22 protein-coding genes and 1 tRNA gene are annotated in these 22,746 nt (G+C 71.7%); 6 read left to right on the top strand and 17 right to left on the bottom strand.

All coding sequences use genetic code 11. From position 1 onward, the window contains the following. Positions 1-6 precede the first annotated feature (6 nt). On the bottom strand, positions 7-426 hold the full coding sequence (locus tag BCF44_RS17980; RefSeq protein WP_116175414.1) for an FMN-binding protein: 420 nt from the start codon (positions 424-426) through the stop codon (positions 7-9). Between the two features lie 10 nt (positions 427-436). Beyond that, on the bottom strand, positions 437-1,750 hold the full coding sequence (locus BCF44_RS17985; RefSeq protein ID WP_246015200.1) for a ferredoxin reductase family protein: 1,314 nt from the start codon (positions 1,748-1,750) through the stop codon (positions 437-439). A 110-nt stretch (positions 1,751-1,860) separates the two neighbouring features. Here BCF44_RS17985 and BCF44_RS17990 point away from each other — a divergent pair, with 110 nt between their 5' ends. Beyond that, complete coding sequence (locus BCF44_RS17990; RefSeq protein ID WP_147328527.1) at positions 1,861-2,637, top strand: hypothetical protein; 777 nt, start codon at positions 1,861-1,863, stop codon at positions 2,635-2,637. A gap of 188 nt (positions 2,638-2,825) precedes the next feature. On the opposite strand, the gene BCF44_RS17995 is transcribed toward BCF44_RS17990, so the two are convergent. Beyond that, complete coding sequence (locus BCF44_RS17995) at positions 2,826-3,854, bottom strand: DUF2891 domain-containing protein (RefSeq protein ID WP_116175416.1); 1,029 nt, start codon at positions 3,852-3,854, stop codon at positions 2,826-2,828. Between the two features lie 91 nt (positions 3,855-3,945). On the opposite strand from BCF44_RS17995, the gene BCF44_RS18000 reads away from it, so the two are divergent. Next, positions 3,946-5,340, top strand: a complete 1,395-nt coding sequence (locus BCF44_RS18000) for a class II 3-deoxy-7-phosphoheptulonate synthase (RefSeq protein WP_116175417.1) — start codon at positions 3,946-3,948, stop codon at positions 5,338-5,340. Between the two features lie 9 nt (positions 5,341-5,349). On the opposite strand, the gene BCF44_RS18005 is transcribed toward BCF44_RS18000, so the two are convergent. From BCF44_RS18005 to BCF44_RS18035, 7 genes are all read right to left on the bottom strand, one after another. Further along, positions 5,350-5,784, bottom strand: a complete 435-nt coding sequence (locus BCF44_RS18005; protein ID WP_116175418.1) for a hypothetical protein — start codon at positions 5,782-5,784, stop codon at positions 5,350-5,352. A gap of 86 nt (positions 5,785-5,870) precedes the next feature. Next, positions 5,871-7,316, bottom strand: a complete 1,446-nt coding sequence (locus BCF44_RS18010) for a sensor histidine kinase (RefSeq protein WP_116175419.1) — start codon at positions 7,314-7,316, stop codon at positions 5,871-5,873. Further along, positions 7,313-8,029 (bottom strand): response regulator transcription factor, encoded by a 717-nt coding sequence (locus BCF44_RS18015; protein WP_116175420.1) that lies wholly within the window; start codon positions 8,027-8,029, stop codon positions 7,313-7,315. Before BCF44_RS18015 ends, BCF44_RS18010 begins: the two co-directional genes overlap by 4 nt. 178 nt (positions 8,030-8,207) lie before the next feature. After that, positions 8,208-8,279, bottom strand: a tRNA-Arg gene (locus BCF44_RS18020). A gap of 283 nt (positions 8,280-8,562) precedes the next feature. Continuing rightward, on the bottom strand, positions 8,563-9,588 hold the full coding sequence (locus BCF44_RS18025) for a 6-phosphofructokinase (protein ID WP_116175421.1): 1,026 nt from the start codon (positions 9,586-9,588) through the stop codon (positions 8,563-8,565). 114 nt (positions 9,589-9,702) lie between these two features. Then, positions 9,703-10,206 (bottom strand): polyadenylate-specific 3'-exoribonuclease AS, encoded by a 504-nt coding sequence (locus BCF44_RS18030; protein ID WP_116175422.1) that lies wholly within the window; start codon positions 10,204-10,206, stop codon positions 9,703-9,705. 34 nt (positions 10,207-10,240) lie between these two features. Beyond that, positions 10,241-10,978 carry a lysophospholipid acyltransferase family protein gene (locus tag BCF44_RS18035; protein WP_116175423.1) on the bottom strand — a complete coding sequence of 246 codons (738 nt, stop codon included), beginning with the start codon at positions 10,976-10,978 and terminating at the stop codon, positions 10,241-10,243. 175 nt (positions 10,979-11,153) lie between these two features. Between BCF44_RS18035 and BCF44_RS18040 the strand changes: the two genes are divergently transcribed. Both BCF44_RS18040 and BCF44_RS18045 read left to right on the top strand, forming a co-directional pair. Next, positions 11,154-11,645 carry a DUF308 domain-containing protein gene (locus BCF44_RS18040; RefSeq protein ID WP_116175424.1) on the top strand — a complete coding sequence of 164 codons (492 nt, stop codon included), beginning with the start codon at positions 11,154-11,156 and terminating at the stop codon, positions 11,643-11,645. A gap of 206 nt (positions 11,646-11,851) precedes the next feature. Beyond that, positions 11,852-12,661 carry a MerR family transcriptional regulator gene (locus tag BCF44_RS18045; protein ID WP_116175425.1) on the top strand — a complete coding sequence of 270 codons (810 nt, stop codon included), beginning with the start codon at positions 11,852-11,854 and terminating at the stop codon, positions 12,659-12,661. Positions 12,662-12,697: 36 nt separating this feature from the next. Here BCF44_RS18045 and BCF44_RS18050 read toward each other — a convergent pair whose 3' ends face one another. From BCF44_RS18050 to BCF44_RS18075, 6 genes are read right to left on the bottom strand one after another with little or no spacing between them, the layout of a single operon-like run. Beyond that, positions 12,698-13,648, bottom strand: a complete 951-nt coding sequence (locus BCF44_RS18050) for an ROK family glucokinase (protein WP_116175426.1) — start codon at positions 13,646-13,648, stop codon at positions 12,698-12,700. Beyond that, positions 13,642-13,977 carry a hypothetical protein gene (locus BCF44_RS18055; RefSeq protein WP_116175427.1) on the bottom strand — a complete coding sequence of 112 codons (336 nt, stop codon included), beginning with the start codon at positions 13,975-13,977 and terminating at the stop codon, positions 13,642-13,644. The genes BCF44_RS18050 and BCF44_RS18055 overlap by 7 nt, the downstream gene beginning before the upstream one ends. Next, a complete protein-coding gene (locus BCF44_RS18060) occupies positions 13,974-15,170 on the bottom strand; it encodes an ArsA family ATPase (RefSeq protein WP_116175428.1) in 1,197 nt (398 codons plus the stop codon). The genes BCF44_RS18055 and BCF44_RS18060 overlap by 4 nt, the downstream gene beginning before the upstream one ends. 2 nt (positions 15,171-15,172) lie before the next feature. Then, positions 15,173-15,613, bottom strand: coding sequence for an SRPBCC family protein (locus BCF44_RS18065; protein ID WP_116175429.1), 441 nt, complete (start codon positions 15,611-15,613; stop codon positions 15,173-15,175). Positions 15,614-15,632: 19 nt separating this feature from the next. Next, positions 15,633-16,427, bottom strand: coding sequence for a metallophosphoesterase family protein (locus tag BCF44_RS18070; protein ID WP_116175430.1), 795 nt, complete (start codon positions 16,425-16,427; stop codon positions 15,633-15,635). Positions 16,428-16,460: 33 nt separating this feature from the next. Beyond that, a complete protein-coding gene (locus BCF44_RS18075) occupies positions 16,461-16,835 on the bottom strand; it encodes a polyketide cyclase / dehydrase and lipid transport (RefSeq protein WP_116175431.1) in 375 nt (124 codons plus the stop codon). Positions 16,836-16,923: 88 nt separating this feature from the next. Between BCF44_RS18075 and BCF44_RS18080 the strand changes: the two genes are divergently transcribed. Together BCF44_RS18080 and BCF44_RS18085 are read left to right on the top strand one after the other, a co-directional pair. After that, positions 16,924-18,726: an AMP-dependent synthetase/ligase gene (locus BCF44_RS18080; RefSeq protein WP_116175432.1), complete on the top strand. Its 1,803-nt coding sequence runs from the start codon at positions 16,924-16,926 to the stop codon at positions 18,724-18,726. Between the two features lie 195 nt (positions 18,727-18,921). Continuing rightward, positions 18,922-21,639, top strand: coding sequence for an AfsR/SARP family transcriptional regulator (locus BCF44_RS18085; protein ID WP_116175433.1), 2,718 nt, complete (start codon positions 18,922-18,924; stop codon positions 21,637-21,639). Here the strand turns inward: BCF44_RS18085 and BCF44_RS18090 are convergent. After that, entirely contained in the window at positions 21,608-22,723 is a 1,116-nt protein-coding gene (locus BCF44_RS18090) for a glycosyltransferase family 4 protein (protein ID WP_116175434.1), read from the bottom strand. The genes BCF44_RS18085 and BCF44_RS18090 overlap by 32 nt on opposite strands. Positions 22,724-22,746: the final 23 nt, after the last annotated feature.

A 22,746-nucleotide genomic window follows, 5' to 3' on the forward strand; every position in this document is an offset into this window, starting at 1 on the left:
CCGGGGTCAGCTCGCGTCGATCGCGGCCTGCATGGACTGGGCGTAGGCCTCGCTCGTGATGGTCGCGCCGGAGACGGTGTCGATCTTGGCGCTCTGCGCCCGCAACGCCTCCTGGCGCAGCGTCGGGGCGGCGGACTCGGCGATGCGCTGGCTCCGCCGGTCCGACGGCGCCTCCACGATCTGCACGTCGGTGATGGTGCTGCCGTTGAACGTCACCTGCACCTGGTACGGCCCGAACTCGGTGTCCACCTCCGAGCCCGTGACGGTTCTCGTGCCCGATGTCGACGGCGCCTTGCTTGAGGCGCTGGGCGTTTGCGCTGTGCCGGCGGTGGCGCGGATGGCGGTCGTCGTCGTGTTCGGGTGGTACCGCAGCAGCGGCACGAGGCCGGCGGCGGTGATCACCAGCGCGATGACGGCTCGACGCATGGGCTTCCCTTCAGGCCGCGAACGCGAAGCGCTCGGCGTGGCATTGGTCGGCGGGCACCGCGAGTTCCCGCAACGTCGTCATGACCGCCTCCGTCATGCCCGGCGGGCCACACACGAACACGTTGCGCTCCCGCACATCCGGCACGAGCGACACCAGATGCGCCGCGCTCAGCAGCCAGTTGTCCGGCGGGCCGACAACCATGTGCAGCCGCGCACCGGTCCGCTCGGCGAGGTACCGGAGTTCGTTGGCCAGCACCGTGTCCTCCCACTGATTCGCGCGGTAGACCGCCACGACGTCGCCGCGCAACTCCTCCAGCAGCGCCCGCACCGGCGTGATGCCGACACCGCCGCCGATCAGCAACACCTTGCGGTGGGCCGGATTCGACGTGAACGATCCGTACGGGCCTTCGGCGAACACCCTGGTGCCGGGTCGTAGCGTGCGCAGCCAGGAACTGCCGTCGCCCAACGCCTTCACGGTGATCCGCAGGCCGCGCCCGTCCGGCATCGCCGACAGCGAGTACGGGTGCGCCTCCCACCAACGGTCTCGCGTGAGGAACCGCCAGAGGAAGAACTGACCCGCCCGCGCCGGCAGCTCGTGCAGCCGCCGGCCCGTGATGTACACCGACACCACGTTCGGCGACTCCTTCACCACCGTCTGCACCTTGAGCCGATGCCTTCCGTTGCGCCACAACGGAAGCAGCAACCGCGCCAGCAGGATCGCACCTAGTGCCGCGCCGTAGAGCGTCCACCAGTACGCCGTGGCGATCGGCGAGCCGACGAAGTCCGCCCCGGTCGTGACCTGGTGCAGGAAACCCAGAATCACCGCCAGATACGCGTACAGGTGCACGAAGTGCCATGTCTCGTACCGCATCCTGCGGCGCGCGGCGCGGGCCGACGTCACCGCCACCCCGATCAGCAGGATCGTCGCCACCGTCGCCTTGAGCACGTCCTGGGTGTCGAAGACCAGCGTGCCCAGCTCGTCGACCAGCGGGCTGCCGTCGCTCGCCGCGTAGCCCAGGGTGATGAAGACGACGTGGGCCAGCACCAGCCACAGCACCCAGAAGCCGGTCCAGCGGTGCCAGCGGGTCAGCTGGTCCATGCCCAGGCCGCGCTCCAGCCAGGGCACCCGGGCGATCAGGACCAGTTGGAACACCAGCAGGAGCGCGCCGTAGAGGCCCGTCGCGCGGCCGAGGACCGTGAGCAGGTTGTCCCTGGCCAGGCCGCCGTCCATGACGAACAGGTCGGTGACCCACATGGCGTTGAGGCCGAGCAGGGCCAGCAGCCACTGCGCGGTCGTCAGGCCACTGGGCCGGGTCGCGGTCACGGTGCGAGTCTCGTCGCGTCAGGTCAGAACTGTCTCCACGCGAGCTGTCGGTCCGCTGTGCGTGGAAATACTCATGCGCCCACCGTGACCGCGTCACTACCGTGGCCGGTATGCGGATTCTCGTGGCGCTGTTGGTCGCTGCCGGGGTCATCGGCGGGGCGGCGTGGTTGCTGACGCCGCGCGGCGGCACCGCCCAGACCGACAAGGAGGCGCGCAGCATCGCCACCGCGATCTCCTACCCGCGCTCGCCCGACGCCATGGGCTACGCCCGGACGCTGCTCGCCAAGTACCCCAACGTGAAGGTGCTCGAAGCGACCGACCTCAAGGCCGTCCAGCCCACCGATCCGCTGACGCACCTGGTGATCAGGATCGACTATGACAAGTGCGGCGGCAATGTCATCGCGTGCCAGCCGATTCCTGCCACCGTTTGCTACGGGTTCGACCTCAACCGCTACGAGCCGATCAACGGGCCGTCGGTCGTCGACTGCCCGTCGAACACCCCGATCATCCCGCCGGCCGTGGCCAAGAACGACATCCCTTCCGGCACCTCCGAGGCGCTGCGGGCCGTGCTGGGTGGGTTGCCGGCGTCGCCCGGTGACGCCCAGGTCAAGGCCGCTCTCGACGCCGGGTTGCCCAAGCCCGCGGTGGATCCAGGTACTGGGCTCGCCGGCGTTGCGCCGCAGGTCACCGTCGCGGTCCACGGCGCCGACGTCGGCGTCGCCATTCGAGGCGGCGACTACTTCGGTGGCTACCAGTGCACGTTCGGTTTGCGGCAGGGCGGGAAGGTGTGGGTCTGGGCGCCCGGTCATGCCCAGATGCAGCCCGGAGAACTCGTCTGCGAGGCGGGCGAGGCGTTTTCGGCGTACGCCCAGACCCCGCCTCACTGACGCCAGGGCAGGTCCCCCGACGCCGGCACCTCCGGAGTCCGGCCGCTGCCGGCGCGGCGGGCGTACCAGGCGAAGGCACGCCCTTGCCGTTCGCCTCCACCACCGGCGCGGCGGGCGCGGGCGTGGCGACGGTGCGATCGACCGGCCCTGCCGAGTCGACCTCCGCCGCCAACTCCGCGTCCACTGCCTCAGTTCTGCTTCGGCCCGGCGTCGAGGGCGCCGAGGTCGAGGTACGCGGCGAAGGTGCCCAGCCAGTGATCGGCCCCGTAGCCGTTGCCGAAGACGTAGCTCCAGCCGGCGGTCCGGTGCTGCTCGAAGGCATCAAGAGCCAGCGCCGAGAACCGCGACGGCAGCACCGGCGCCAGGTTCCGCCAGCACCACGCCCGGCTCAGGGCCAGCCCGGCCAGGTGCGACTGGTACGGGTCGCGAGGGTCGTCGACCACGACGGGCTCCCGCAGCGACGCCCAGCGAGGCGCGTCCAGATCCGGCAGGAAGCCGTCGAACCACGAAGAGAACTCCCCCGCCGACAGCACCCGCCGCATCAGGTCGGCCTCGATCAGCGCCGACGACAGGAAGTCGTAGGCGTCCGGCTCGTACGCCCCGTAGGCCACGTCCCCCAGGTACCACCGCCGGGCGGCCTCGACGCAGCTCGCGGCCAGCTCCTCGTCGCCCAGAGCCCGAGCGACGTCCAGCACCATGCCGGCGGCGTAGGCGGTGTTCGAATGCGCCCCGACACGGACCGGCAGCCGGGCCGCGGTGATCCACTCCAGCCACCGCCGCCGCAGCACGTCGGCCAGCGGCCGCAGCGCCGGAGCCCAGCGGAAGTCGGCCAGCCGGAGCTCGGCGTCCAGGGTCAGCAGCCACGCCCAGCCGTACGGACGCTCCCAGTGCCGCCCGAGGTCGGATGCGAAGAAATCGGCCTCGACCTGGCAGTTCTCCGGCGTGAGCAGCGCGTCCAGCGCCTCCCCGCCATCCAGCGGCAGCGACGGCAGCAGCCGGCGTAACCGCACGATCAGCCAGGTCTGGTGCACGCAGGAGTGCCAGTCGAACGACCCGGCGAACGCCGGATGGCGCTCCCGCTGCGGCCGCAGCTCCTCGTCGCCGGAGATCACGTGCGTCCAGTGCACCGGATGGTCACGCCGCACGTTGTCGGCGGCGGTCCGGAGCAGCGCGAGCGCGTCTTGGGCGCTCAGCGTGGTGACGGGGGTGGAGGTCATCGAGACATCCTCGCCGACGATCGGCCGTCCCAGGGCACGAGAACGGTGGATCCCCAACGATCGTCCAGAGTCACCCTCTACCCTGAAGGCCGTGAACTGGACCGTGGACGTCCCGGTGGACACGCTGCCCGAGCTGCCCCCGCTGCCCCCGACGCTTCGCCGCAAGCTCGACGACGCGCTGGCCCGGCCGGCCGCGCAGCAGCCCGAGTGGCCCGACGCCGAGCAGACCCGGATGGCCCGCACCGTGCTGGAGAGCGTGCCGCCGATCACCGTGCCCGCCGAGGTGGACCTGCTGCGCGACCGCCTCGCCGAGGTCGCCCGCGGCGAGGCCTTCCTGCTCCAGGGCGGCGACTGCGCCGAGACCTTCGCCAGCAACACCGAGCCCCACATCCGCGCCAACGTCCGCACGCTGCTCCAGATGGCAGTCGTCCTCACCTACGGCGCGAGCCTGCCGGTGGTCAAGGTCGCCCGCATCGCCGGCCAGTACGCCAAGCCCCGCTCCCAGGCGCTGGACTCGCTGGGCCTGCCGGTCTACCGCGGCGACATCGTGAACTCCCTGGTCGCCACGCCCGAAGCCCGCGTGCCGGACCCGTCCCGCATGATCCGCGCCTACGCCAACGCCAGCGCCGCGATGAACCTGCTGCGCGCCTCCACCGCCACCGGCATGGCCGACCTGACCAAGGTCCACGACTGGAACAAGGACTTCGTCCGCACCTCCCGCGCCGGCGAGCGCTACGAGGCGCTGGCCGGCGAGATCGACCGCGGCCTGCGCTTCATGTCGGCCTGCGGCGTCAACGACGTGTCGCTGCACACGGTGGAGATCTTCGCCAGCCACGAGGCGCTGCTGCTGGACTACGAGCGGGCGATGCTGCGGCTGGACATGGACCACCGCGGCGAGCACTCCAAGCTGTACGACCTGTCCTCGCACTTCGTGTGGGTGGGCGAGCGGACCCGGCAGCTCGACGGCGCGCACATCGCGTTCGCGGAGCTACTGGCCAACCCGATCGGGTTGAAGATCGGCCCCACCACCACGCCGGAGATGGCCGTGGAGTACGTGGAGCGGCTGGACCCGAACAACACCCCGGGCCGGCTGACGCTGATCTCCCGGATGGGCAACCACAAGGTCCGCGACGTGCTGCCGGCCATCGTGGAGAAGGTCACCGCGTCGGGCCACCTGGTGGTCTGGCAGTGCGACCCGATGCACGGCAACACCCACGAGTCGACCACCGGCTACAAGACCCGCCACTTCGACCGCATCGTCGACGAGGTGCAGGGCTTCTTCGAGGTGCACCGCCAGCTGGGCACGCACCCGGGCGGCATCCACATCGAGCTGACCGGCGAGGACGTCACCGAGTGCCTGGGCGGCGCCCAGGAGATCTCCGACGACGACCTGGCCGGCCGCTACGAGACGGCCTGCGACCCGCGGCTGAACACGCAGCAGTCGCTGGAGCTGGCGTTCCTCGTCGCGGAAATGCTCCGGCAATGACAGCGATGCTCAGGCGGTAGTCACGCGGACGGTCGGCGCGATCCTGGTCATCGCCAGGTAGATCACGGTCGCGCCGACCACCAGCATGATGTCCAGGGTCACCACGCCCAGCACGGACCGCCACGTCGCCAGCGCGAGCAGGCTGAGCAGCCACGACACCGCGACGAACACCCGCGCGCCCTGGTAGAACCACCAGGCCGGCCGGGGCGAGTAGTGGTTGAGCAGCCCCCACGCGGTGGCGGCCAGCGCGACCGCCTCCAGCGTCATCGGCACCGAGTTCTGCGGCAGGAACGCGCAGAAGTCGTCGGGCGCGGAGAACACGACCTTGCCGATCACCGTCAGGCCGGCGTTGCTGGCCGTGATCGCCACCACCGACACCGCGAGGGCCGCCAGCAGCCGGAACGGGCGAACCCGTCCAGGCGCGGCGGACAACTCGGTGGACATGGCGGTGCTCCCCCTGCGGCGGCGAATCGCGGGTCACGCTACCGACAAGGGAAACGCATCAGGCTCGGAAGGATGTTGATACCGGCTTAGAGGACGCTGGGAACTTCCTGCCTGGTCAGGGCCGGGATCGTGGGCTGCTCCGACACCGTGGCGGGCAGCGTGACCCGGAGCCACGCGCCGTGCTCGCTCGGTCGCACCTCGGCGCCGCCGCCGTGCGCGGCGGCGATCGCGGCGACGATGCTCAGCCCCAGCCCGCTGCCGTCGCCGAGCGCGGTCCGGCTGCGCGAGGCGTCGCCCCGGAAGAACCGCTCGAACACCTTGTCCCGCTGCTCGGCGGAGATGCCCGGGCCCTCGTCGCGGACGTCGATCACCTCGCGGTCGCCGTCGCGGCCGATCCGCACCTCGGCGGCCGTGCCGGCCGGGGTGTGCGCCCGCACGTTGGCCAGCAGGTTGGCCAGAACCTGGTGCAGCCGCTGACGGTCGCCCTGCACCACGTGCGCGCCGTCGTCGACGACCAGCCGCACGGTCCTGGCGCAGTCGGCCGCCCGCGCGTCGCCGACGGCCGCCTCGGCCAGCGCCGCCAGGTCGACCGGGCTGGACTCCAGCGGACGGCCCTGGTCCAGGCGGGCCAGCAGCAACAGCTCGTCCACCAGGGACGCCATGCGCTTGGCCTCGTCCTCGACGCGGCGCATCGCGTCGGCCAGGTCGTCGGGGTCGGCCAGCGCCCCGTGCCGGACCAGCTGGGCGTAGCCGGTGATCGAGGTGAGCGGGGTGCGCAGCTCGTGGCTGGCGTCGGCGACGAACTGGCGCAGCCCGTCCTCGGCGACCTGCCGAGAAGTGAAGGAGTGCTCCAGCCGGCCGAGCATCTGGTTCAGCGAGTTGCCCAGGCGGGCGACCTCGGTCGGCGAACCGTCCACGCTGACGCGGTGCGACAGCTCGCCGTCGGCGATCAGCTCGGCGGTGTCGGTCATGCGGTCCAGCGGCCGCAGCACGAACCGGCTCACCCGCAGCGCCAGCACGGCCGCCAGGGCCAGCCCCAGCGCCGTCACCACGGCCTCGATCGCCACCAGCTGGTAGACGGTGGCGGTGGACAGCCGCAGCGACTGCGACACCATCAGGAAGCGACCCTGGGGCAGCGCTCCCACCATGATCCGGAAGTCCTGGTCGCCGGAGACGGTAGTCGGCGAGTGCTGGCCCTGGAGGGATTGCAGGGTGCTCAGCGGCGGGATCGGCAGGCCGGCCGAGGCGCCGTACTGGTGCAGCACCTTGCCGCTGCCGTCGAGCACGGTGATCGCGCACAGGTCGTCGTTGGACTGGCCTATCGGCACGCGGCCGTCCGGCCGGACCTTGGGCGTGAACTGGGTCAGCGCGTCCGACACCTGGGTGTCCGTGCGCTTGTACAGGTAGCTGCTCAGCGCGAAGACGCCGACGACGTCGGCGGTCAGCAGGCCGGCCGCGGTCACCGCGAGCACCCCGACCAGCAGTCGGGAGCGCAGCGAGCGCAGGCGCAGCCAGCGCAGCAGAGTGGTCATCGGCCGCCCGCCGGCACGGTCGAGGCCCGCAGCAGGTAGCCGACGCCGCGGACGGTGTGGATCAGCGGGTTGTCCTGGTCGTCGAGCTTGCGGCGCAGGTAGTAGACGTAGGTCTCGACGATGCTGGAGTCGCCCTGGAAGTCGTAGTTCCACACCTGGTCGAGGATCTGCGCCCGGGACAGCACCCGGCCGGCGTTGGTCATCAGGTAGCGCAGCAGCTGGAACTCGGTCGCGGACAGCCGCACCAGCTCGCCGCCCCGCCACACCTCGTGCGTGTCCTGGTCCAGCTCCACGTGCCCGACCCGCAGCCGGTTGCTCGGCGCGCGCTCGGTGCGGCCGCGCTTGAGCAGCACGTTCACCCGCGCCACCAGCTCGTCCAGGTCGAACGGCTTGGTCACGTAGTCGTCGCCGCCCAGCGTCAGCCCGTGCACCTTGTCCTCGCTGGCGTCCCGCGCGGTCAGGAACAGCACCGGCGCGTCGATGCCGGCCTCCCGCAGCCGCGTGCACACCCCGAAGCCGTCCAGGTCGGGCAGCATCACGTCCAGCACGATGACGTCCGGTCTGGTGGCGACCGCTTGCTCCAGCGCCTGCCGGCCGTTCGTCGCGGAGACCACGTCGAAGCCGACGAACTTCAGCGCCGTGGTCAGCAGGTTGACGATGTTGTGCTCGTCGTCGACGACCAGGACGCGGTGCTGGGCTGGTGGGGTGGACACCCCTCCATTAGAGCAGCAGACCCCGACAGCGGCCCCGACGTCGGTACGCCGGGGCCGCCGTTCGGTTCACTTGCTGACCGGCCATGGCTTGGGAGTGGGCTCCGCGCCGAGGAACGGCTCGCAGCGGGTGAAAATCCTCATCATCGTCGTTCCTCCTCTCGTCGGAATGGCACACACGTCCGCTCGGCAGGAATCGAACCTGCATTGTCGGTTTCGTAGACCGGCGTCTTCTCCGTTGGACCACGAGCGGGAAATTGACAGCACGGACTGGCTTCTGGACAGGAATCGGTCGGGTCGAGTGGGGCGGGTTCGCAGAACCACGCTGCGCGGCCGTCACCGCTGCGGCCGGCCTCGTCGCCGACCCCGCCATGCACGTCACGCGACCCGACCGACCCGGGGCCGGCGGTCACCGTGACGGTGCGCTGGCCTCCCATCGGCCGAGCACCGGTTGGAATCCGTTGCTCGCCATGAACACAAGAATGCCCGGGTCTGGCGACCCGGGCAATCTATTTACGCTCTGAGCGGTTATGCCATCAGCCGAAGAAAACTTCCGCCTCCTGCAACCGCTCCTCCGGAACGGTCTTGAGCTCGGCCGTCGCCTCGGACAGCTTGACCCGCACGATGTCGGTGCCGCGCAGGGCCACCATCACGCCGAAGTCGCCGTCGTGCACCGCGTCCACCGCGTGCAGGCCGAACCGGGTCGCCAGGACGCGGTCGTACGCGGTCGGGGTGCCGCCGCGCTGCACGTGGCCCAGCACGACCGCGCGCGACTCCTTGCCGGTGCGCTCGGCGATCTCCTCGGCCAGCCACTGGCCGACGCCGCCCAGGCGGACGTGCCCGAAGGCGTCCTTCTCACCGTTGTGCAGCACCTCGGCGCCGCCCTCCGGCATCGCGCCCTCGGCGACCACGATGATCGGCGCGTACTGGCGCTCGAAGCGCTTGAGCGTCCACTCGACGACCTTCTCCACGCTGAACTGGCGCTCCGGCACCAGGATCACGTTCGCGCCGCCGGCCAGGCCCGAGTGCAGGGCGATCCAGCCGGCGTGCCGGCCCATGACCTCGACGACCAGCGCGCGGTGGTGCGACTCGGCGGTGGTGCGCAGCCGGTCCAGGGCCTCGGTGGCGATGTGCACCGCGGTGTCGAAGCCGAAGGTGTAGTCGGTGGCGCCCAGGTCGTTGTCGATGGTCTTGGGCACGCCGACCACCGGGATGCCGTCGTCGGTCAGCCGCTTGGCCACGCCCAGCGTGTCCTCGCCGCCGATCGCGACCAGCGCGTCGATCTTGTGCTGGGCCAGCACCTCGCGGATCTTGTCGACCCCGCCCTCTTCCTTGTACGGGTTGGTGCGCGAGGAGCCCAGGATCGTGCCGCCGCGGGTGAGGATCTCCTCCACCTCGTCCAGGCCGAGCTGCTTGGTCAGCCCCTCCATCGGGCCGCGCCAGCCGTTGCGGAAGCCGACGACCTCCCAGCCGTGGGCCTCGATGCCCTTGCGGACCACGGCCCTGATCACCGCGTTCAGACCCGGGCAGTCACCACCGCCGGTCAGCACACCGATGCGCATCTGCTTGCCTCTCTCAACAGTTCCGAACGGATGTGGCCGGCGTCACTGGCGACCCTCGTGTTACGAGAGCGTGTCATGCCCTGTATCGGTGCAGCAAGGCACCCCCGGATTCGATCAACGCAGGATGTGGCCGCGGCGCAGCCGCTCGGCCTCCATCGCCTTCCACCGGGCCAGGTTGTGGCGGGCATCGGCCAGCGCGTCGTGCGCGTCCGACGGCGGCTGCGGCAGCTTCGGCCGGCCCAGGTCGTCCCAGCGCTGGCGCAGGTCGCGGGTGAAGCGGGGCAGCTCGCGCGGCAGGTCCGGCATGGCGCCCCACAGCTGGGCCAGCGCCACATGGTCGTAGGCGGCGAACCAGGCCCACAGCTCGGCGTTCTCGCCGTTGGGGCTGACGAAGTTCAGCAGCTCCTGGCGCAGCCGGCCGCGGCTCATCCACACCGGGCTGGCCGGCGGCGGCAGCTTGGGCAGCACGTTCTGGCGGACCCACTGGCCGGCCCGGTCCGGGTCGAACTCGGTGGACACGGCGTAGAACTCGCGGCCTTCCTCGTCGACCACGCCGATCGACACCAGGTCGATGGTGTGCCCGTCCTCGATGAATTCGCAATCGTAGAAAAACCGCACGGCCAGCAGCGTAGGCGGTTTGCCCGAAGGACCCTCAGCTGGGCACCTTGTCGGCGCGGACCGGCTCGGACGGCGCCCGCGGCGCGGGCGCGGGGGCCGTCTTGGCCTCCTTGAGCTTGGCCGCGTAGACGTCCACGTACTCCTGGCCGGACAGCTCCATCAGGGCGTACATCACCTCGTCGGTGATGGACCGCTCGATGAACCGGTCGCCGTCCATGCCGTGGTAGCGGGTGAAGTCCAGCGGCTTGCCGATCTTGATCCGGATCGGGTACGGGTACCACATCTTGGAGCCGATCGGATTGGCCCTGTCGGTGCCGAACATGGCCACCGGGATGATCGGCACCCCGGCCTCCAGCGCCACCCGGGCCATGCCGGTCTTGCCCTTGTACAGGCGGCCGTCCGGTGAGCGCGTGCCCTCCGGGTAGATGCCCACCAGCCCGCCGTCCTTGAGCAGCCGCACCAGCGTGTCCAGCGCGCCCTGCGCGGCGGCCGCGCCCGAGCGGTCGATCGGCACCTGGCCGACGCCGGTGAAGAACAGCCGCTTGAGGGTGCCCTTGACGCCCTTCTGTGTGAAGTAGTCGCTCTTGGCCGGGAACGTGATCCGGCGCGGCACCATCAGCGGCAGGAAGAACGAGTCCGACACCGCGAGGTGGTTGCTCGCCAGCAGCGCGCCGCCCTGCGGGGGCACGTTCTCCAGCCCCTCGATCTTGGGCCGGAAGAAGAGACGCAGCAGCGGCCCCAACAGCACGTACTTCATCACCCAGTACAGCACCTCGGCGTGCGCCTCCTCATGCCGATCCTGAGCGGATCAGCCTACGGAGCGGCGGCCGCTCGGCACAACGAGCAACGCCCGGCTCGTCCAGCCGGGCGGATTAGTGATCCAGGGAACGACGCGTCACCGCCCACTCGTGCGAGGATGGAGCGACCACGTGTGTGGAGGCTGCCGGGTGACTGGGCGAGGCAACACCGATGGACCGGAGGACGTCGACGCGGCGTTCGCCGAGATCGTCGCGGGCCTGGAACGGGACGGCATGGGCATGCGCTGGCCCGAGGACCAGCCCGCGACCAGGCAGGACACCTCCGCGGCCGAGGAGACCCGGCCGCTGGAACCGCAGCAGCCGGCAGCGCCGCAGCCGCCACCGGCCGGCTGGCGCACGCCCGAGAAGGAATGGGACTGGGCCGCCGCCTCCGACGAGGAGCACTACGTCCCGCCCGACCCGCCGCCGTTCCCCCGGCCGCGGCCGCTGACCGTGCTGGCGGTGGTGCTGATCGTCATCGGCATCGGGCTGCTGGTGGCTCCCGGGCTGATCGGTCTGGACGCCGGCGTGGCCACGCCGTTGGCGATCATCGCCTTGACCAGCGGCGTCGGCTGGCTGCTGCTCCGCATGCGTCACGGCCCGCCGCCCGGATCCGACGACGGCTCCGGCGCCCAGCTGTAACTTGCCGCGCGTTCCGCGCGGGGCTCGGCTCCCTTCAAGCCGCTGCCTTCACTTGCTGGATTTCGATCGCCCGCATCGACTTCCCGGTGCGTGATTCGGTGGCGGCCGATCGAAATCCAGCAACCGCTCCAGGCAGCGGCGGGGCCGAGCACTCTCCTGCGCTGGGGGCTTGCACCTCCCATCGGGGGAGGTTGTTGAGTGGTGAGGTGAACGGCAACCTCTCGATCGGTGACCTGGCCCGGCTGACGGGGCTCACCGTCAAGGCGATCCGGTTCTACTCCGACCGCGGGATCGTTCCGCCCACCGACCGCAATCCCGCCGGCCACCGCCGCTACGGCTCCGACGCCGTGGCCCGCCTCCACCTCGTCCGGACGCTCCGCGAACTGGGCCTCGACCTGGCGACGATCCGCCGCGTGCTGGCGCGCGAGGCGACGCTGGCCGAGGTCGCCGCCGCGCACGCGGAGGCGCTGGCAGCCCGCATCCGGCTGCTGAGCCTGCATCGGGCGGTGCTGCTGGCGGTCGCCGCGAACGAGCGCCTTCCCGAGGAGACGGACTTGCTGCACGCACGCCGACAGCTGATCGACGACTTCCTGCACACGGTGCTCGACGACCCGGGCATCCGGCGCTCGATGACGCCGGAACTGCCGGAGGATCCCACCGCGGAGCAGCTCGACGCCTGGTCGGAACTGGTTGAGCTGACCCAGGACCAGGGCTTCCGCGACCACATGCGGCGGCTGAGCGATCGGCACGTGCCGACCGTGCCACCAAAGCCGGACTTAGTGGCGCTGGTGCGTATGAAGGCGGGACCGGCAACCGGCCTCGACCCGAAGTCGGCCGCGGCACGACGGATCGTGGCGGCGGTCAAGGCCGAACACGGCGGCGATCTCGCACGGGAACTGGAATCCGCCAACGATCCGCGGCGCGACCGCTACCTGCGCCTGCTGGCGGTGATCAACGGCTGGGCCGAGCCGGAGGACGTGACGCCGGCGGTCGACTGGTTCCTCAAAGCGATGTAGCCGGAAGTACCGCCTTTCACGGGCACTTTCGGGCACCTAGCGCTTGCCCACCATCTCGCGGGCCATGGTCGCCGCGCCCACGATGCCGGCGTCGTCACCGAGCTGGGCGGTGCGGATCCGGGCCAGCGGCCGGAATCCGGTGCCGGTGACGACGGCCGCGTAGTGCTCGCGGGCGTCGTCCAGGAACAACGGGGCCGACTCGGACACGCCGCCGCCGATCACGACGACCTCCGGGTCGTAGACGTCGGCGACGAGCGCGAGTCCCTCCCCCAGCCACTTGGCCAGCTCGGCCAGGGCGCGCTGGGCGATGGGGTCGCCGTCCCGGGCGGCCCCGGACACCTTGCGCCCGGTGACGCGCTGCGGGTCGCCGGCGGCCTCACGCGCCAGCACGGTGGACGCGCCGGGGTGCCGGGCCATGAGCTCGACGGCGGTGGCGCTCAGCGCGGTGCCGCTGCAATACCGCTCCCAGCAACCCTTCTTGCCGCACGGGCAGGGCCGGCCGTTCGGCACGACCCGCAGGTGGCCGAGCTCCGGCGCGACGCCGTAGGCGCCGCGGAAGACCTCGCCGTCGATCAGCAGGGCGCCACCGATGCCCGTGCCCAGCGCGACCATCACGGCGACCTTCGCGCCGCGCGCCGCCCCGAACCGGTGCTCGGCCAGCGCGGCGGCGTTGGCGTCGTGCTCCAGCACGACCGGTAGCCCGAGCCGCTGGGTCATCGCCTTGGCGACGGGCGAGTCCCGCCACGCCAGGTGCGGCGCGAACCGCACGGACATCCGGTCCTCGGTGACGAAGCCGGCGACCGCCAGCCCCACCGCACCGATCTTGTGCCGCGTAGACAGTTCCTCGACGGCGGTGGTGATCGCGTCCTCCAGCGGCGCGCCGCCGCTGGGCGTGGGCGCGCGGGTGGTGTCGAGGACGGCGCCCTTGGGGTCCACGACGCCCGCCCGAACGCTGGTTCCGCCGACGTCGATGCCGACGGTCAGCAAGGGTCCTGCCCGCGGCGGCGGACGGTGATCTTCTGCACCCGCGGCGGCGCCTGCGACTCCTCGGCCGGGGCCTGCGCGGGACGCTGCTGCTGCAATGCCATCCGCAGCACGGCCAGCAGGCCGGCGGCGTGCTCGGCGGCCTTGGCGGCCATCTCGGAGCGCTCGCCGCGAACCACGGCCGCGACGGCGCACACCGGGCACCAGTCGCAGGTGGTCGCGTCGTGCTCCGCGCCGTCGGCGGCGATCCGCGCCAGCCACGGCTCGGCCTTCTCCGCCACGGCGTCGATCAGCAGCCGCAACTCCTCGGCGATCCTGTCCTGTCCGCTCACCGCATCCACAACCTTGGATCCGGCTCGAAGTCGACGAGCAGGCCGCCGTCGACGATCTCGGCCCCGGTCACCTCGCAGCGCCGCAGCGCCGCCGGCAGCGCGACCAGCCGCCGCCGACCGTCCACTGTGATCGCCAGCTCGTCGTCCACCCGGGCCAGGTCGAGGTCCGCGTCTACGTCCAGCGGGAACGACACCCGCAGCTGGTAGCCGGTCGGCGAGGCGCTGACCGACAGCAGCGGCTCCGTCGACAGCGTCGACACGGCGAGCGGGTCGCCCTCCGGGTAGAGCTCGGTGGCCAGTTCCAGCAGCGCCGGCACGCCGACAGGCTCGCACGCCCGGTAGCCGACGGTCTGCACCGGCACCTCCGCGGCCCGCAGATCCGCCAGTACCGCGTCCTGCTCGGCTCGCCTCGTACGCAGCCAGCTCGCCGCCGCACCACGACCCGCACCGGCGTCGGGCAGGAGGCGGTTGGCCACCAGGCCGTCAACGCGAGTCCCTTGCAGCGCAAGGGCAGTCAGCGTTCGGCGGGTCTCGGCGGCGACCACGCGTTCCGGCGTGAGCACCAGTCGCACGCTGGTCCGCTCTTGGTCTACGAGCAGCGAGCGCACCGCCTCCAGATGCTCCGCCAGCCGTCCGATCGCGTCCGCGGCGGCGTCCCAGCGGGCCGGCGCGGCGCTGCCGGCGACCCCCGCCAGCAGTCCGCGCACCACGCGTCGATGCGTGGGGAACAGGCGCTCCAGGTAGTTGCCGACCGCCTCCGGCAGCGCGAGCAGCCGCAGCGTCTCGGCCGTCGGTCCACAGTCGACGATCACCGCGTCCCACGGGCCGGTGGTGGCCAGGCGGTGCACCTCGGCCAGCGCCAGCAGCTCCTCGACGCCGGGAAGCGCCGTCAGCTCCTCGGCCGCCAGCTCGTCGATGCCCGCGCCGGCCAGCAGCGTGCGCAGGTGGCCGCGCATCTCCTCCCACGCGCCGTCCACCAGCCGCCGGGTGTCGATCTGCGCGCCGAACAGCCCGGTGTCCAGTTCGGACGGTCGCGGGCCCAGCTCGCAGCCGAAGGCGTCGGCCAGCGAGTGCGCCGGATCGGTGGACACCACCAGCGCCTTGCGGCCGGCCGCCACCGTGGCGGCGGCCGTGGCCGCGGCAAGGGTGGTCTTGCCGACCCCGCCCTTGCCGGTGAACAACAGGACCCGCACGGTCAGCTCAGGCCCTCGACGCGGCGCTTGAGCTCCTTGAGCGCGGTGTCCATGACGACCTTCTCCGCCTTGCGGCGGAGCATGCCGATCATCGGGATGCCCAGCTCGACCGACAGCGTGTAGGTCACCTTGGTGCTGGCGCCGGCCGGCTGGAGCACGTAGCTGCCGCGCTGCGACTTCTGCATCTGGCCCTTGACCAGGTGCCAGCTGACCGACCGCCCGTCCGCGGCCCACTTGTACTCGAGTGTGTACTCGTCCTTGATCACACCCTGGTCGAGCTGGAAGCGCACCTGCTCGGCGCGGCCGTCGGCGCCGCTGGACAGCACCTCGGTCGTTTTCATCGCGTTCGCCCATTCGGGGTACGCGGCGAAATCCGCGATCACATCCATGATCCGCGCCGGCTCGGCGTCGATCGTGATGGACTGGGTGGACTCGTCGGCCATGCGCGCAGGTTACCCGTACTCAGAACCGCAGCACGTACGGCGTGCCCGTCCGCTGGAAGTGGCCCACGTTCACGCACTCGGTGCGGCCGATCCGCATCCGGCGGGCCAGCGGCTGGTGCACGTGACCGAACACCGACCAGCGGGGACGCGCCCGGCGGATCAGTCCCAGCAGGCTCGGCGAGCCCAGCTCCGGGCGGCGGGCCACCACGTCGTAGGTCAGCTCCGGCGCCGCCGGCGGCACGTGCGTGCACACCAGGTCGACGTCGTCCGGCAGACCGTCGACCGCCGTCGCGAAATCCCGCTCGTACCGCAGATACGGCTTCCACACGCCGTTGGAGCGCAGCACCACGTCGTCCGACATCAGCGCGCCGCCCACGAACGCCGCCTTCAGGCCGCCGATGTCGGTCGTCTGACCGTCCAGGATGTGGACGCCGTCGCTGGCGAACTCCGGCCACAGGTCCGGGGCGTCGACGTTGCCCGGGGTCGCGTAGGTCGGCACCGTCATCGCCGTGAACAGCTTCTTGTACTGGTCGCGGATCGCCTCCCGGACCACCGCCGCCGCGTCCGCGCCCAGCTGCGCCCACATGCCGCGGACGAACGCGATCGACTCCGGGGTGCGGGGGCCGCGCCGGTACTTGGCGAACTCCGCCACCTTCTCCGCGCCGAAGACCGCGCCCATGATGCCGGAGCCGTGGTCGTGGTAGTCGACGAAGTCGAGCAGGTCGCCCAGCACGATCAGGGCGTCCGCGCCGACGCAGGCGCGGGCCAGCGCCTCGGCGTTGCCATGGACGTCCGACACCACGTGAACCCGCACGGCTCAACCCTACGGCGTCACCGGGCCCGGTCCTCAGGGTGAGACGCCGGGGGCGCGGCCGCCCTCCAGGTGGGTCTTGAGCTCCAGCGCGATCGACTTCGCCGCGATCTGCCGGGTGCGGATCGCCGCGAGCTGGTCCCGGCTTCGCCTGAACGGCGTCGGAGGGTCGGCGCGGAGAAAGTAGTGCAGCAGCGTTCCGTCCAGGACGGGTTCGAGCCACACCTCCATCGTGCCCGTGAGTGCCCCCTGCACGGTCCAGCGGATGCCGGCGTCGCCGCGATCGACGTAGACTGAAAGCCGCAGGTCAGGCCAGAATCGCGACCAGTTGGAGCGGTCGGAGAAGACGGCGGCGACGGCCGCCGGGGGCACAACCAGGAAGGTTTCGTCGACGACGTCAACCGCGGGCATGACCGGCAGGGTGCCACCGGGCTGGTGTTGACACCAAACGGCACAGTAGGTTTCCTCGCCAGTAACATCGGAGTTCCGGAGGTTGACCGTGCGCGAGTTCAGCGTTCCTGCCACCGCCGCGGTGGCCGACGACGAGAACCTCACCGACATGGTGCAGGCCAACGCCGAGCGCTTCGCCACGGCGATCGGCCTCCGGCGACGGATCGACGGCGCCTGGGTCGACGTGACCACGCGGCAGTTCGCGGACGAGGTGTCGGCGGTGGCGAAGGGCCTGCTCGCGGCGGGTCTGCGGACCGGCGACCGGGTCGGCCTGATGTCCAAGACGCGCTACGAGTGGTCGCTGCTGGACTTCGCGATCTGGTCGGCGGGCCTGGTGTCGGTGCCGATCTACGAGACGTCCTCGGCCGACCAGGTGGAGTGGATCCTGTCCGACTCGGGCGCCAAGGCGGCGATCGTCGAGACGACGGCCCACCGCGCGGCGCTGGACAGCGTGGCCGCCCGGCTGCCCGAACTGGGCAACGTGTGGCAGATCGACAGTGACTCCGGTCACGACGCGGTGGACGAACTGACCGCCAAGGGCCGGGACATCACCGACGACCAGCTGCGCGCCGCGCGCAAGGGCGTGCGGGCCTCGGACACGGCGACCCTGATCTACACCTCGGGCACCACCGGCCGCCCCAAGGGCTGCGAGCTCACCCACGCCAACCTGCTGTCCGAGCTGCGCTCGGCGATGGTGGCGTTCCCCGAGCTGATGCAGCCGGGCCACTCGGTGCTGCTGTTCCTGCCGCTGGCCCACGTGCTGGCCCGGGTCATCGCGCTGAGCTCGATCTACGCCCGCGTCACGCTCGGCCACACCCCGGACGTCCGCAACCTGGTCGCCGACCTGGCCTCGTTCCGCCCGGACTTCGTGCTGGCCGTGCCGCGCGTGTTCGAGAAGGTCTACAACACGGCCAAGCAGAAGGCGCACGCCGAGGGCAAGGGCCGCATCTTCGACGCCGCCGAGCAGACCGCCGTCGCCTACAGCCAGGCGCTGGACACCGGCAGCGTGGGCCTGGGCCTGAAGGTCAAGCACGCGGTGTTCGATCGGTTGGTCTACACCCGGCTGCGGGCCGCGCTGGGCGGCCGCTGCGACGCCGCCGTCTCCGGCGGCGCGCCGCTGGGCGAGCGGCTGGCGCACTTCTTCCGCGGCATCGGCGTGCCGGTGCTCGAGGGCTACGGCCTGACCGAGACCAGCGCCGCCGCCTGCGTGAACACCCGCGCCGCGTACAAGGTCGGCACCGTCGGCCGGCCGGTCGCCGGCACGGCGGTGCGGATCGCCGACGACGGCGAGATCCTGATCAAGGGCTCGATCGTGTTCCGCGGCTACTGGCACAACGAGGCGGCCAGCGCCGAGGCCCTGTCCGACGGCTGGTTCCACACCGGCGACATCGGCGAGCTGGACAACGAGGGCTTCCTGAGGATCACCGGCCGGAAGAAGGAGATCATCGTCACGGCCGGCGGCAAGAACGTCTCGCCGGCGGTGCTGGAGGACCGGCTGCGGGTGCACCCGCTGATCAGCCAGTGCATGGTGGTCGGCGACAAGCAGCCGTTCATCGGCGTGCTGGTGACGATCGACCCCGAGTTCTTCCCGGCCTGGCTGTCGGCCAACAACAAGCCGGCCGGCGCCAGCGTGGCCGGCATGATCGACGACCCGGACCTCAACCGGGAGATCCAGGCCGCGGTGGACGAGGCCAACAAGGCCGTGTCCAAGGCCGAGTCGATCCGCAAGTTCCGCATCCTGCCGGTGGACTTCACCGAGGCCGGCGGCGAGATGACGCCGAGCCTGAAGCTGCGGCGCAACGTGGTGGCCAAGACCTACGCCGAGGACATCGCGCTGATCTACGCCAAGTAGGCCTGGCGGGTGGCCCGCGCGCGACGCGGGCCACCCGACCCCCAGAGTCGAAGCCCGGCCGCGCTTCCCCTCGCGTCCCGGGCGTCCCGGCCCTTCCCCAGACCGGGAGTCGCTCCAGCCTTCACCACCCCGCTCACGTATCGCTGTCGCGACCGAAGTGCAGGGGGCGGGAGGCCCCGTCGTTAGGCTGAGCGCATGGCCGCAAGTCCCCAGTACCAGCTGCTGGGTCCGCTATGCGTGCAGGTGGACGGCCACGAGGTCACGGTCACTGCGGCCAAGCTGCGCATCCTGCTCGCGACGCTGCTCCTGCGGGCCAACACCGTCGTCAGCCACGACGAGCTGATCGAGCGGCTGTGGGAGGGCAACCCACCGGCCGGCGCGAGGGACACCGTCCGCGCCTATGTCATGCGGCTGCGGAACCTGCTCGGGCGCGACACGATCGTCACCGCGCCGTCAGGCTACGTGATCCAGGTCGAGCCGCGGCAACTCGACCTGCTGCACGTGCGTGAGCTGCTCGCCGATCCCGATCGCGTGCACGAGGCATGGGCGCTGTGGCGTGGCCCCGCGCTGACCAACGTCCCCTCGGACTCACTCCGCCGCGACGAGGGGCCTGCGCTGGAGGAGCTGCGCCTGCACGTGCTGAGCCGCCGCGTCGACCTGGACCTCGCCGAGGGTCGGCACGTCGAGGTGACCGCCGAGCTGGTCGGCGCGGTCGCCGAGCACCCGCTGCACGAGCGCCTGGCCGGGCAGCTGATGCTCGCGCTGTGCCGTGGTGGCCGCGCCGCGGAGGCGTTGGAGCGCTACGACGTGCTGCGCCGCCGGCTCGCCGACGACCTCGGGGCGGATCCCGGCGCCGAGATCCAGCGCCTGCACCAGCAGATCCTCACCAACGACCAGGCGCTGACGCCGCCGTACGAGCCGACGGCGACCCGCGTCCCGCGACAGCTGCCGGCCATGCCCCGCCGGTTCACCGGGCGCACGCGTGAGCTGGCCGCGCTCGACGGCGGCGGCGCCGTCGTCATCTCGGCGATCGGCGGCGTGGGTGGCGTCGGCAAGACCTGGTTGGCCGTGCACTGGGCCCACCACAACGCCCACCGCTTTCCCGACGGTCAGCTGTACGTGAACCTGCGTGGCTTCGACCCGGCCGGCCCGCCGATGGATCCGGCGGTGGCGCTGCGGTCCTTCCTCGTGGCGCTCGGAGTCGACGCCGGCGCGATTCCCCGTGAGCTGGACGCGCAGAGCGGGTTGTTCCGGAGCATGGTGGCCGACAAGCGGCTGCTGGTCGTGTTGGACAACGCTCGCGACAGCGACCAGGTGGTCCCGCTGCTGCCCGGCGGCACCAGCTGCACCACGGTGATCACCAGCCGGAACCGGCTCGCGACGCTGGTCGTCGGGCACGGCGCGACGCTGTTGAGTCTGGACGGCCTGGCCCCGGACGAGGCCCGGCAGCTGCTCGTCGCCTGGTTGGGGGCCGAGCGGATCGACGCCGAGCCGGCCGCGGTGGCCGAGCTGGTCGACTGCTGCGGCGGCCTGCCCCTGGCGTTGGGCATCGTGGCGGCGCGGGCGTTGGCCGAACCCGCCACCCCGCTCGCCGAGACGGCCCGGCAGCTGCGGGCCAGTACCCCGTTGGACGCGCTGGACGGCGGCGAGCTCGGCGTGAACCTCCGTGCCGTGTTCGAGTGCTCGTACCGGGCCCTCTCGCCGTCGGCGGCGGAGGTGTTCCGGCTGCTCGGGGCCGCGCCGGGGCCGGACATCAGCCTGGCCGCGGCGCGCAACCTCACCGGTCGCGACACCGCCGAGCTGGACGAGCTGGAACGGGCTCACCTCGTGCAGCGGTCGGGAGACCGCTACCGCATGCACGACCTGGTCCGCCGCTACGCCGCCGAGCAGGCCGCCGGCGCCGACACCTCGACGGCGGTGCACCGGCTGGTCGACTTCTACATGCAGACCCTGCGCGGCTGCATGGCGCTGCTGGACCTGGATCCCCCGCAGGCCGAGTACACGGACCCCGTCGACGGCTGCCATCCGTTGCCGATCGCGGACGCGAAGTCGGCGCTGACCTGGTTCGCCACCGAGCAGCACAACATGCGCGCGGCCCAGGAGATGTCCGCGGCGGTCGGTTGGCACGAGCACGTCTGGCTGATGGCCTGGTGCCGCAAAGACGTGCACTACCGCCTGGGACTGCTCCAGGAGGAGCGCGCGTCGTGGCAGCTGGCCCTGACCGCGGCCGAGCACCTGGCCCGGAAGCCGCTGGTGACCACGGCGCACCGCCTGCTCGGCCTGGCGACCATCCATGCGGAGGCGGACGGGACGGCCAGCGCGCTGGACCATCTGCGGCAGGCACTCGACCTGGCCGAACAGACCGGCGACCTCGCCGAGCAGTCACGAGTCCATCAGGGCTTGAGCATGATGTACGACCACGAGCGCGACCACGACGCCGCGTTGCGGCACGCCGTGCGCCACCACGAGATCTTCACGAAGCTCGGCGACACGTTCCGCGGGAGCCGGGCCCTGAACGCGGTGGGGTGGTGCCGAGCCCTCACCGGCGACCTGGAAGGCGCCCGAGCGGACTGCCTGACGGCCCTCGATCTCCAGCGCAAAGGCGACGACCGCGACGGCATGGCGGCGACGCTGGACAGCCTCGGGTTCATCGCGCACCGGCTCGGCGACAGTCACCAGGCACTCGACTACTTCGGCCAGGCGCTGACCATCTTTGACGACCTCGGCAACCGCTACCAGGGCGCGGACGTCCTGCTCCACATCGGCGACGTCCACCGGGATCTCGGCGACCCCGCGGAGAGCCGACGGTTCTGGCAGGAGGCGCTCACGCTCTACCGGGCCCAACATCGGACGGCCAATGTCGAGCAGGTCGAACAGCGGCTCAGGGAGTTGGCGGACGTCGACCGTCGATGAGGGCGGCGAGCGTGGTGGCACGGTCGTCCCAACGCCACGAGGTGGCCATCCACTCACGGCCGGCGGCGCCCATCTTGGCGGCGAGGTCGGGGTTGAGCAGCAGGTCGCCGAGCACGGTGGCGAGGTCGGGGCGGTCGACGACGTGACCGGTGACGCCTCGGCGGACGGTCTCCGGCGCGCCGCCCGCGTTGCCGGCGATGACGGGGAGCCCGGAGGCGGCGGCCTCCAGGTAGACCAGGCCGAGGCCCTCGACGTCGAGGCCGCGGGCGAGGGAGCGGCAGGGCATGGCGAACACGTCGCCGGCGGCGTAGTAGGCGGGCAGCTCCTCGGCGTGCACCTCGCCGGCGAACACGATGCTCTTGCCGACGGCGTCGGCGAGGGTGCTGAGCCGGCTGCCGTCGGGACCGTCGCCGACGAGCAGGAGGGCGGCGTCGGGCACGCGCCGGCGAATCCGCGGCAGCGCCCGGATCAGGTCGTCCTGCCCCTTCCGACGCACGAGCCGTGACACGCAGAGGACCACCGGGCGGTCGAACAGGCCGTGCCGGGCCCGGATGAACTCACGTGCGGCCTGGTCGGGCTTGAAGACGTTGATGTCGACGCCGGCGGGCAAGTGCTCGAGGGCGGCGCCGGGGCCGAACGCGGGGGCGATCCGGGAGCGCGTGAAGCGGCTGACGAAGGTCACCACGTCGGCGGCGTCGCCGATGCGGCGCAGGGCCTGCCGCGCGCCGGGCAGCATCGCCCAGCCGACCTCGTGCCCGTGCGTGCTGGCGACGACCCGGTCCACCGGCAGCTGACGGGCGAGCAGCCCCAGCGGCGCGGAGGCGCCGAACCAGGCGGCGTCGCACCGCTCGCCCCGCAGCACGTCGGCCACCCGCCGCCGCACGTCCGGCGTCGGCAGTAGCAGCGGCTCGGGATGGCGTACCACCGGGAACGGCTGCCGCGCGTCGAACGCCTCGCTGCCCGGCCACGCCGGGGCGTACACCGCCAGGTCTCCGCCGAGCAGGCCGGCGAGCGCGTGCAGGTAGTACTGGATGCCCCCAGGGCGTGGCGGGAAGTCGTTGGTCACCAGCAACGTCCTGCGCACCCGGCAACGTTACCCGCCGGGTC

It is taken from the genome of Kutzneria buriramensis, from assembly GCF_003387475.1.
GTDB lineage: Bacteria > Actinomycetota > Actinomycetes > Mycobacteriales > Pseudonocardiaceae > Kutzneria > Kutzneria buriramensis.